The 10537-nt window shown below is 59.4% G+C and carries 8 protein-coding genes; 4 read left to right on the top strand and 4 right to left on the bottom strand.

Annotation, left to right across the window (positions count from 1 at the left end; all coding sequences use genetic code 11):
- The first annotated feature begins 151 nt into the window (after window positions 1-151).
- Window positions 152-532, top strand: coding sequence for a helix-turn-helix domain-containing protein (locus tag HY30_RS19120; RefSeq protein WP_162176904.1), 381 nt, complete (start codon window positions 152-154; stop codon window positions 530-532).
- Here the strand turns inward: HY30_RS19120 and HY30_RS06355 are convergent.
- The 3 genes from HY30_RS06355 to HY30_RS06345 all read right to left on the bottom strand — a co-directional run bounded on the left by HY30_RS06355 (window position 518) and on the right by HY30_RS06345 (window position 4517).
- Window positions 518-1522 carry a LysR family transcriptional regulator gene (locus tag HY30_RS06355; RefSeq protein ID WP_162176903.1) on the bottom strand — a complete coding sequence of 335 codons (1005 nt, stop codon included), beginning with the start codon at window positions 1520-1522 and terminating at the stop codon, window positions 518-520. The genes HY30_RS19120 and HY30_RS06355 overlap by 15 nt on opposite strands.
- Window positions 1523-1614: 92 nt before the next feature.
- Window positions 1615-2058 (bottom strand): hypothetical protein, encoded by a 444-nt coding sequence (locus tag HY30_RS06350; RefSeq protein ID WP_034738260.1) that lies wholly within the window; start codon window positions 2056-2058, stop codon window positions 1615-1617.
- A gap of 167 nt (window positions 2059-2225) precedes the next feature.
- Window positions 2226-4517: a Tex family protein gene (locus HY30_RS06345; RefSeq protein WP_051614996.1), complete on the bottom strand. Its 2292-nt coding sequence runs from the start codon at window positions 4515-4517 to the stop codon at window positions 2226-2228.
- Window positions 4518-4836: 319 nt separating this feature from the next.
- Here HY30_RS06345 and HY30_RS06340 point away from each other — a divergent pair, with 319 nt between their 5' ends.
- Both HY30_RS06340 and HY30_RS06335 read left to right on the top strand, forming a co-directional pair.
- Window positions 4837-6072 carry a parallel beta-helix domain-containing protein gene (locus tag HY30_RS06340; protein ID WP_034738259.1) on the top strand — a complete coding sequence of 412 codons (1236 nt, stop codon included), beginning with the start codon at window positions 4837-4839 and terminating at the stop codon, window positions 6070-6072.
- A 4-nt stretch (window positions 6073-6076) separates the two neighbouring features.
- Complete coding sequence (locus HY30_RS06335; RefSeq protein WP_034738257.1) at window positions 6077-7240, top strand: SO2930 family diheme c-type cytochrome; 1164 nt, start codon at window positions 6077-6079, stop codon at window positions 7238-7240.
- Here the strand turns inward: HY30_RS06335 and HY30_RS06330 are convergent.
- The gene (locus tag HY30_RS06330) at window positions 7237-7881 is read right to left on the bottom strand and encodes a TetR/AcrR family transcriptional regulator (RefSeq protein ID WP_034738256.1); all 645 of its coding nucleotides are present in this window, start codon (window positions 7879-7881) and stop codon (window positions 7237-7239) included. The genes HY30_RS06335 and HY30_RS06330 overlap by 4 nt on opposite strands.
- Before the next feature lie 180 nt (window positions 7882-8061).
- Here HY30_RS06330 and HY30_RS06325 point away from each other — a divergent pair, with 180 nt between their 5' ends.
- Complete coding sequence (locus tag HY30_RS06325; protein WP_034738254.1) at window positions 8062-10509, top strand: TonB-dependent receptor; 2448 nt, start codon at window positions 8062-8064, stop codon at window positions 10507-10509.
- The last annotated feature ends 28 nt before the right edge of the window (window positions 10510-10537 follow it).

Raw genomic sequence — 10537 nt, 5'->3', positions numbered from 1 at the left:
TTTTAAGAAGCCCAATTCCCTTTTTGGTGGTGGATACATACAAAAGCCCATCAAATAAGAGCATCTGCGTTTCATATTTTTGGTAAGCTCTGCCCTTGCTTTAACATCCTTAGCGCGAAATGCATGGAGTGTCAGAAAAGGAAACTTTAACGTGCAACACGAGCAAAGACACTCCAGTTCGCGCGCACCGACGCGTGTGGATCAGCTAGTAGGTGAAAAAATTCGCGCCCTGCGCATCGCGCAGAACCGCACTTTGGCCGAGCTTGGCACGGAACTCGGCATTAGCCATCAACAGTTGCAGAAATACGAGACGGGCACGAACCGCCTGAGCGCCGGCATGCTGTCGACTGTTGCCGAGGCTTTGCGTGTGCCTATCGCAGACCTCTTCGAGGATGAGGGCGACAATGATCCGACGATCAAGGACCCTGCCATGCGCGTGCGGGCAGAATGCCATGACTGGATCGAACGCACCAAATCGGTCGAGAAACTCGAGACAATGTCCCGCGTGCTGAAAGCCCTAGCTGCCGGCTGATTCGTCGGCCTTCAGGTACGGCTTGAGCGTGTGGGCGCGATTCGGATGCACGAAGTGTTCTGTGAACCAGAAGGCGTCTTCGGCTTCGAACATGTCTTTCAGCCAATCGATGACAATGCGGCCACTCGGCTGGCGCCAGACCCTTTCGGTATAGGTCAGCCAGAACTGTATGGGCGCGACCTCGGGCAATTCCAGCGGCACCAGCGACGGCTCCACCGTACCGATATAGGACGGCAGCAAGGCCACGCCGCCGCCATTCTTGCACACCTCGATCATGGCGCTGGCAGAGTTGGTGACGAAAGCGAAGCTCACCAGCTTGCGCAGCTCTGACATCTTGGGTGCCCAGCGTTCAATCTGGTGCACATAGGCCTGATGCAGGATGGAGCGGTGCTTGAAATATTCGAACAGGCTATTGGGCTCGCCATGCTCATCCAGATATTCGCGCGAGGCGAAGCTGATATAGTGGAGCGTTCCCATGCGCCGCGCGATCACATCGTGCTGCTTGGGTTCTGTGAACTGTATCGCGATATCGGCATCGCCGGCGCCGACATCAGGCGCTTTCTCGACAACATTCATCTTGATCTGGATGCGCGGGTTCGCGCGATGAAATTCCGGAATTCGCGGGGCGATCCAGTAGGGCCCAAGCCCATCACCCGTCGCCAGCGTGACCGTTCCCTCGGCTGGTTGCCCCTTGTCATTGGACTGGCGCCTTAGATAATTAGCGGCATCGGCCATTTTCTTCGCCTGTGCCAGGACATTCTTGCCTGCCTCCGTCAGCTCGACGCCGCGGGTGGAGCGGTTGAGCAGCTGCACGTTCAGCTCTGTTTCGAGGTCGTCAATCTTGCGCCCGATGGTCGGAGGTGACTCGCCAAGGCGCACGGAGGCGGCCTTCATGCTGCTCAGCTCCGCGACGACCATGAAGACCCGGAGATTATCCCAGTTCAGGCGCTCCGACGGCATGCCCGCATCCTTCCATTGGGCACGAGCCATACGCCATGCCTGCCGCATCTATATCGGGGCAGGCAAGGCACGTCATTACCGGAATCCAGCCAGTATTCGTAAAATCTATACCGTCTATCTCTTCAGGCAGCCCGCCGAAGCGTAATGAATCCGGGATCTACTGTGACCGATTCACAGGTAATTTTCAAAACCCAGTCGCGAATACTTCCCGGACCGCCCAGGCACAGACGCCCTTCCCGGCGCACGATCGGAAGCGGCCGCGCGGCGACAACGCCAAAGCCGCTGACACCGCGCATGCACTGCGTTTCACACCAGTCCCAGCGTTCATTCACCGTGGCGCAGCGAAAGCCATCATCGTCGATAGGCTTGCGAAGGACATAAAGATGGCTTCCGTTGACGAAGAGGTGCGAGACCGCCGTGTCGAAATAAGCTGGTGCATGGCCCCCGAATGTTTCAGGATCCGTAAGCAACCGGACGATCTCGACCTGTTCTGCAGCGATGGGCGAATTAGGCAGCCCGCGCCGGAGTGTTTCAGTCTGGCGGGAGGGAATTTGCGGATAGAACACGGCAGTCTCCAATCACGGATATGGACAAACAGGCCTCACCCTTTGTGATCTGGAATCTAGGATCGCTCCCACTGCAGCGCCAGTTACGAATCGGCCATATGGACGGAGTTTAAGACTGCCCCAGACGGCTGCGTGCGCCACGCCCTTCGCAGCGCACTCAAATTGCCTCAGCGCAAGGATGACAGGACGTCGAACGGGCTGGACGACGGCGTATCCTTGGGCGCGGCCGTCTTGACCCCCGATGGGTTGCGCGGCGCCCGGCCCGCAGCCTGCTTGAGGCTGAGACCGATACGCTTGCGCTGCACATCCACGTCCAGCACCAAAACACTCACCACCTGCCCCGTGCTGACCACAGTGTGGGGATCCTTCACGAACGTGTCCGACAGTTCCGACACGTGCACGAGCCCGTCCTGGTGAACGCCGATATCAACGAAAGCGCCGAACGCCGTGACATTGGTGACAACGCCTTCCAGCCGCATGCCGGGCTTGAGGTCAGTCACTTTCTCGACGCCGTCCTTGAACGTCGCCGTCCGGAATTCCGGGCGCGGGTCGCGGCCCGGCTTTTCAAGTTCGACCAGGATGTCTTTCACGGTTGGTACACCAAAGATCGCATCGGCGAACTCTTCCGGCTTCAGCTTGGAGAGGAAGGCCTTGTCGCCAATCAGCGCCTCAAGCTTGCGCCCGGTCTTCTTGGCGATGCGCTCGACGACGGGATAGGCCTCCGGGTGAACGGACGAGCCATCCAGCGGGTTCTTGCCCTTTGAGATGCGCAGGAAGCCCGCCGCCTGCTCAAACGCCTTGGGCCCAAGGCGCGGCACTTTCTTGAGTTCGCTCCGTGTCCTGAACGGCCCGTTGGCATCGCGGTACGCCACGATGTTGGCAGCTATCGTCGCATTGAGACCAGCCACACGCGCGAGCAACGAGGCCGAGGCAGTGTTCACGTCCACGCCCACCGCATTCACGCAGGTCTCAACAACGGCATCCAGCGACCGCGACAACGCCGCCTGGTCAACATCATGCTGGTACTGGCCGACGCCAATGGCCTTGGGTTCGATCTTCACGAGTTCCGCCAGCGGATCCTGCAGGCGGCGCGCGATGGAAACTGCGCCTCGGATGCTGACGTCAAGATTCGGGAACTCCTTCGCCGCAAGCTCGGACGCCGAATAGACCGAGGCGCCCGCTTCCGACACCATCAGGCGCGTCAGGTTCAGGTCCGGCAGCTTGTCAGAGAGTTCCGCCACCAGTTTGTCCGTCTCGCGCCCGGCCGTGCCATTGCCCACGCTGACCAGTTCGACCTTGTGCTTCTTGCAGATCGCCGCAAGCGTCGCGAGCGAGCCCGCCCAGTCGCGCTTCGGCTCATGCGGATAGATCGTCGCCGTATCCAGCAGCTTGCCCGTGGCGTCCACGACAGCCACCTTGCAGCCCGTGCGAATACCCGGATCGATGCCCATGACCACTTTCGGTCCGGCCGGCGCCGCCATCAGCAGGTCATGCATGTTGCGCGAGAAGATGCGGATCGCGTCCTTGTCGGCCAGTTCCTTCAGGCGCGTGATCGACTCGCGTGAACTCGATGGCTCCAGCTTGCCCTTCCACGCGGCCTGCGCGGTCTCCTTCAGCCATGAGTCGCCGGGGCGGCCCTTGGTGGCGATCCCGAATTCCTGGCAGATTTCACGTATGGCCGGATGATCGCGCGTCTCGTCATGCGGCACGGCCAGCTTGACCCGCAGCACGCCCTCTTTCTGCCCGCGCAGCAGCGCCAGCGCCCGGTGCGATGGCATGGCATTGATCGGCTCATCGAAATCGAAATAGTCGGCAAACTTCGCGCCTGCTTCTTCCTTGCCCTTGACCAGCGCCGAACCAAGCTTGCCGCTGCTCCAGACCGTCTCGCGGATTTTGCCGACAAGCCTGGGGGCTTCCGCCATTTTCTCCACGATAATTTCGCGGGCGCCTTCGAGCGCGGCTTCCTGGTCAGCAACGCCTTTCTTGGACGAGACGAAGGCCTTGGCCTCAGCCGTCGGCAGCAGCGCAGGATTGGCCAGCAGACGGTCGGCCAGCGGCTCAAGTCCGGCTTCGCGCGCAATGGTGGCCTTGGTGCGGCGCTTGATTTTGTAGGGGGCATAGAGGTCTTCAAGCGCGACCTTGGTCTCGGCCGCCATGATCTCGCGCTCCAGCGCGGGGGTCAGCTTGTCCTGCTCGCGGATGGCGCTCAGCACAGTTTCACGGCGGCTGGCCAGTTCCGTCAGGTATTCCAGGCGCTCGGTCAGGGCGCGCAGCTGCGTATCGTCGAGGCCCCCAGTGCGCTCCTTGCGATAGCGCGCGATGAAGGGAACCGTTGCCCCTTCGTCCAGCAGCGCCATGACAGCAGATACCTGACGTTCAGCGACACCCAGTTCCCTGGCGATCTGGCGGGCGATGGCGTCTGAAGTGGTCGAAGCAGAGGAACGAGATGTGCCGGTCATGATATTGGCCTTCTGAATGCAGGGAGGATCAGCGCGTTCAGGAACGCGAGAGCCCATCAATTCACTCTAAATCGTTCACACCTCGTTTACGCTTGAAGAATCTTGCACAGTTAATAAACGCCCCAATGCGTCGCCGCCGCTACAGGTCTGTATTTACGTATGATCTTGCAGAAGAGGTTCCCCAGCTCGCTTTTTCCACCGGCACTGCGTCTCATGAGCAGAAAACCTCAAAAACAGAATTTTTTTCTGTTTTTTCGCTTCAAGCGCTAGACAGCACCAGAATTCTAAGGTTCGGATGGCGCAAATGGAGGAAACATTGATGACATCAAAGCACCTGATCGGCGTATGTCTGGCGGCAATGATCGCCGCCTGCGGCCAGAACACACCCAAGCCTGAATCCCCGACAGAACAGCTCAGCGCCGAGGATACGCTGATGCAGCAGCTGATCGACGCCAAGGCCGGCGATGTCATCGAAGTTCCTGAAGGCAAGCTCTCCTTCAAGCGCGGCCTCAGCCTGACGGTCAACGGCGTGACGATTCGCGGCAAGGGCATGGACAAGTCGGTCCTCAGCTTTTCCGACCAGATCGCGGGCGCCGAAGGCCTGCTGGTGACAGCCAGCGACTTCACGATTGAAGACCTGGCCATCGAAGATGCCAAGGGCGATGCCCTGAAGGTCAACGAAGGTAACAACATCACCATCCGTCGTATCCGCACCGAATGGACCAATGGGCCAAAAACGGAAAACGGCGCCTACGGCATCTATCCCGTCCAGACGACCAATGTGCTGATGGAAGACAACGTTGCCATCGGCGCCTCTGATGCCGGCATCTATGTCGGCCAGTCCAAGAACGTCGTCGTCCGCCGCAACCGCGCCGAATACAATGTCGCCGGTATCGAGATCGAAAACACGATTGGCGCCGATGTCTACGAGAACGTCGCCACGAACAATACGGGCGGCATCCTCGTCTTTAACATGCCCGCCCTGAAGCAGGCAGGCTCGACGACCCGCGTCTATGACAACAAGGTCTTTGCCAACAATCTCGGCAATTTCGGCCACGCCGGCACACCGGTCGCCAGCGTTCCTGCCGGTACAGGCGTGATCGTCAACTCGAACGACAAGGTCGAAATCTTCAACAACGAGATTTCCGACAACAAGACCTCCAACGTGATCATCTCCAGCCTCTTCGAAACCGGCTATTCCGATGACGAAAAGAGCGACACGTTCGACCCGTATCCTGAAAGCATCTTCATCTACGGCAACACGTTCTCCGGCGGCGGCAATGCGCCTGACAGAGCCGGTCTGGAAGCCGCACGCGTGGCCCTGTTCGGCGAAGACGGCAGCTTCCCTGACGTCCTGTGGGACGGCTATGTCGATCCGGCCAAGATGGTAGACGGCAAACTGCCGGATGACCTGCGTATCTGTGTCGATAATGGCGACGCCGAAATGCTGAATGCCGATGCACAAAACAAGTACGCGGCACCTGCACTCGTGACAGACGAACACAAGTGCACGCTAGAGAAACTGCCAGCCATCGAGTTGAACCGCGAGCGCTAGATTCATGCATTTGAATCGTTTGAATGGCTTTCTGGTTGCCGGCTTGCTTTGTGTGTTCACGGCCTGTGGCGCGCAAGGCAAGCCGGCAACGGCGGCCGTGCATTTCTATCCGGACAATAACCCCGCGCTCCTCAGCGAATGGGGCGTCGTCACCGCATCGAAAGGCGCCCTGCGCCTCAGCAAGGGCGTCGTGCCCTATGACCTGAACACGCCGCTCTTCACGGACTATGCCCACAAGCTGCGCACCATCTATGTGCCCGATGGCAAGGCCGCAGCCTATCGCGACAATGACTATCCAGACTTCCCGGTCGGAACGATCATCAGCAAGACATTCTACTATCCCCGCGCGTCCGGCGAACAGACCGGCGATCGTACGCGCATCCTGCAGGCCAATGACACGCCCGGAAAAGTCGAACCCGTCCTTGACGATCTGGCATCGGTGGACCTGGTGGAAACACGTCTCCTGGTCCGACGCGAGAAGGCATGGGAGGCCATCTCCTATGTCTGGAACGACGATCAGACGGATGCCAAGCTTACCAAGATCGGCGCCTATCGCGACATGACCCTTGTCGACGACAAAGGACAGGAAAGCGATTTCACCTATGTCGTGCCCAACACGAACCAGTGTGCCGGCTGCCACGCGCTGAACAATACGACGCGCGTCATCGCCCCGCTCGGTGTCCGACCGCGCCACCTCAACAAACTCTTCGACCATGGCGATGGCGAAACGAACCAGCTCGAATATCTCGCCATGATCGGCTACCTGAAAGACGCGCCCGCGCCAGACAAGACGCCCCGCAATGCCGACTGGAAAGACGAGGCTCTGCCCCTCAACGAGCGCGCCCGCGCCTATCTCGACATCAATTGTTCCCACTGCCACAACCGCGACGGCGCGGCCGATACGTCCGGCCTCTACCTGACACAGGACATCGCCCTCGGTGAGGCCTCAGGCCGCTGCAAGCTGCCCATCGCGGCCGGCGGCGGCACGGGAAACCTGCCCTTCGATATCGTCCCCGGCAATCCGGATCATTCGGTGTTGATGTATCGCCTCAATTCAACTGATCCCGGCGCCATGATGCCGGAACTCGGCCGGTCACTCAGGCATGACGAAGGCGTCGCGCTTATCCGCGAATGGATCCAGAATATGGATGGCTCATGCGCCGGTTAGTCGCTCAGGAAATTGGCAAGATAGCTTTCGAGGTTGAGTTTCAACGCCTCGAAATAGCTGTCAGCCATTTCCTCAGCCGCCTGGCTGACAAGAATGCTTTCGACCGACAGGAACACCTGCATCGTGATCTGAGCCGTTATCATCGGATCGCCACCCTTGAAATTATCCCCGCCCGCGCCCCAGTATTCGGCCAGGTGCAGCGTGATCGAGTCCTGCTTGGCAATATCAAGCGCGAGGCCGCCCGTGCGTATCAATATGGCCTGAAGCAGCTTGCGGTAATACGGATGCAGGTTGAAATACTCGCGCACAACGTCCATCACCGCGCCCAGTCGCGTCCGCCAGTCGGTATGCGTTTCCGTATCCAGCAGCACTTCGAACAGCTTCGCATCAATCTGTTCCGTGACCTGAAGGTACAGTTCGTCAACAATCAGGTCCACGGTCGGGAAATAGCGATAGACCGAGCTGACCGGGATGGACGCCTCTTCGGCGATCAGCGTCGTGGTCAGCTCGTTGACCGCATGCGTGCGCAGGAATTCTGCCGCCGCCCTGAGGATCGTATTCGCCCTTTGCCGCGCCCGCGCCTGCGGCGGATCTTCACGCGTCTTGAGCGGACCGATTTCAAAGGAATCTCTCAGAGCCATGGAAATTTCTGCTTTGCTTTTACCGAGCGAGATTCAACGGAGAAGAACAGGAAACGCTTATCAAGGAATGTACCAAAAGGCCGCTTTATCGCCGCCCGCAAGATGAATACATAGTCCGCTTTATCAAGATAACAATGCAGTCGCAGGGGGTCACTGTGACGCAAACACCGGGGAATAGAAATGAACAAGAATAGCTTTGGAATGAAAACGGCACGGCTCGCACTGCTCACCAGCGCGGGCATGGTTGCCCTGGGAATGGCATCCGCTTATGCGCAGGAAGAGGCGCCCGACAGCGAGCGCAAGATGGACACTGTCCTCGTCACTGCCCAGCAGCGCGAGCAGAACCTGCAGGAAGTGCCGATCACGCTTCAGGTTCTCTCCGCAGACGCCCTGTCGACGCTTGCGGCTGACAATATGGGCGATATCGACGCCTTCGTTCCGGGCCTCGAAGTCTCCGACGGCAGCCCGACACAGCCGAAATACAAGATCCGCGGCATCCAGACGTCCGACTTCGGCGTCGGCACCGATCCGGCCGTCGGCATCTATGTCGATGGCGTCTATGCCGCCCGCACCGGCGCATCGCTGCTGGCCTTCAACGACGTCGAGCGCATCGAGGTCATCAAGGGCCCGCAGGGGACATTGTTCGGACGCAACAGCGCCGCCGGGGCCGTCTCCATCACCACCCGCAAGCCCAGCGACAAGTTCGAGGCCGAACTCGGCGTCCGCGCCGGCGAATACAACAAGCAGCGCGTCGAAGCCCTGCTGAACCTGCCCGTCAACGACAAGGTGGCCATCCGCCTCAACGGCGTAATGAACAAGCGCGACGGCATCTACACCGACGCCGCCACCGGCCAGGATCTCGGCCGCGAGGACAACTGGGCCATCAAGGGCGCGCTGCGCTGGGATCTCACACCCGACACCCGCGCGATCCTGACCTATACGCATGACGAGCTGGATCAGGATGCCCGTCCCGCCATCGGCATCGTCAACGTTCCCGATGCGCCCGGCCAGCCGGCCTATCCTGTCGACGAGACGGCCTATCTCAATCCCTTCAATGCCCAGGTCCGCAACGATGTGATCAACAACAGCGAAGCGCGTGAACTCGACGAGATTGATCTTGCGATTACACATGACTTTGGATCATTTACCCTGGCATCGACCACCGCTTACCGGACATTTGATACCAACAACCGCGAAGACGAAGACGGCACGAACCGTATCGACCTTTATTTCGATACGGAGAATGTCGAGAGCAATGAAAGCTTCTATCAGGAATTCCGCGCGACCGGCGAGACCGGCCCGCTGAACTGGGTCGTCGGCGCCAGCTACTACGATGAAAGCGCCGATCAGCGCAGCAACACGTTCGCCTATACCGATACGATTAACACCGCGCTCGGAAACCTTGGTCTCGGCACGCCCTTCTCCGATATCGACAATTTCGTCCTCATTCCTTTTGGCATCGACGCCCGCCTCTTGGGTAATGGCTGGCGCGAGGACATGATCAACCATGGTGACTTCAAGGCCTATGCGGCCTTTGCCGACGTCATCTGGGAAGTAACGGACAAGCTCAGCCTCACGGGCGGCGTGCGCTATACCAAGGATGAAAAATCCTTCTCATGGCTGAATGGTCCGCGCGTTGCGCCGGAGCTCGATGCCACGCTGGCGGCACTCGAAGAAGCGGGCATTCTGGGCCTTGTCGGCGCCTCGCCGGAAGACTTCCAATTCGACCTCGTCTTTGACATGTCGGGCTTGGCCGGCGTGCCTTGCGACAATGGCGTCACGGTGGCCGAAGGTGTCACGTGTGAACTGAACGACGATTGGTCGAACGTCAGCCCACGTTTCGTTGTCGACTACAAGCTGGCCGACAATATCCTGCTCTTTGCCTCCTACGCCAAGGGCTACAAGGCGGGCGGCTTCAACAGCGTCGAGCAGGCCTCACGCTTCAACAACGAGGACGTGACCAACTACGAGGCCGGCATCAAGTCGACCTTCCCGTCGGCGGGCCTTCTTATCAACGCCTCTGTCTTTCAGTATACATATAATGACAAACAGGCGATCAGCCTTGTCAGCGGCGTGAACGGCTCGAACGTTTCGCAATATGTGGTGGAGACCAGCGATGAGGAAGCCTCAGGCGTCGACCTGCAGGTCGAGTGGGGACCCACCGACGCCCTCTCCTTCTTCGGGAACGTCCAGTACATCAACGTCCTTTACAAGGATCGCGTGACTCGTTCCGGTATCGACCTGTCCGGTTCGCCAACGGGCGAGCCTGAATGGTCCTTCGCCTTCGGCGGGCAATATGTGCTCGACCTGCAAGGCAATGGAGAGATCGAATTCTCCGCTTCACATGCCTATACGGGCGAGCGCCGCTGTAACGCAGAATCCGACGGGCAGGGCTCTTGCGCCACCTATGCCTCATTCTCCGTAGGCGAATCACAGGAGCGCACGGATATCCGGGCCTTCTGGACAGCTGAAAGCGGCCGTTACCAGGTTGGCGCGTTCGTGAAGAACGTGTTCGACAATCGCTACGTGTCCGGCATCAACAATATCACTGTCGGAACACAGGGCACGGCATTTGTCGGCCTGACCGATCCGCAAATGTGGGGCGTCGACTTCAAGTACGTCTACTAGGACGCAGCACACATCGACTGAAATGGCA

The sequence above is a fragment of the Hyphomonas chukchiensis genome, from assembly GCF_000682695.1.
GTDB classification, from domain to species: domain Bacteria; phylum Pseudomonadota; class Alphaproteobacteria; order Caulobacterales; family Hyphomonadaceae; genus Hyphomonas; species Hyphomonas chukchiensis.
Note: the sequence above shows the minus strand (reverse complement) of the source record. Positions and strands in the feature narration are given on the sequence as shown.

Coding starts and splice junctions, on each gene's coding strand:
- HY30_RS06355 (WP_162176903.1), bottom strand. CDS start 1,522: ATGGCTCGTGCCCAATGGAAGGATGCGGGCATGCCGTCGGAGCGCCTG.
- HY30_RS06345 (WP_051614996.1), bottom strand. CDS start 4,517: ATGACCGGCACATCTCGTTCCTCTGCTTCGACCACTTCAGACGCCATC.
- HY30_RS06340 (WP_034738259.1), top strand. CDS start 4,837: ATGACATCAAAGCACCTGATCGGCGTATGTCTGGCGGCAATGATCGCC.
- HY30_RS06335 (WP_034738257.1), top strand. CDS start 6,077: ATGCATTTGAATCGTTTGAATGGCTTTCTGGTTGCCGGCTTGCTTTGT.
- HY30_RS06330 (WP_034738256.1), bottom strand. CDS start 7,881: ATGGCTCTGAGAGATTCCTTTGAAATCGGTCCGCTCAAGACGCGTGAA.
- HY30_RS06325 (WP_034738254.1), top strand. CDS start 8,062: ATGAACAAGAATAGCTTTGGAATGAAAACGGCACGGCTCGCACTGCTC.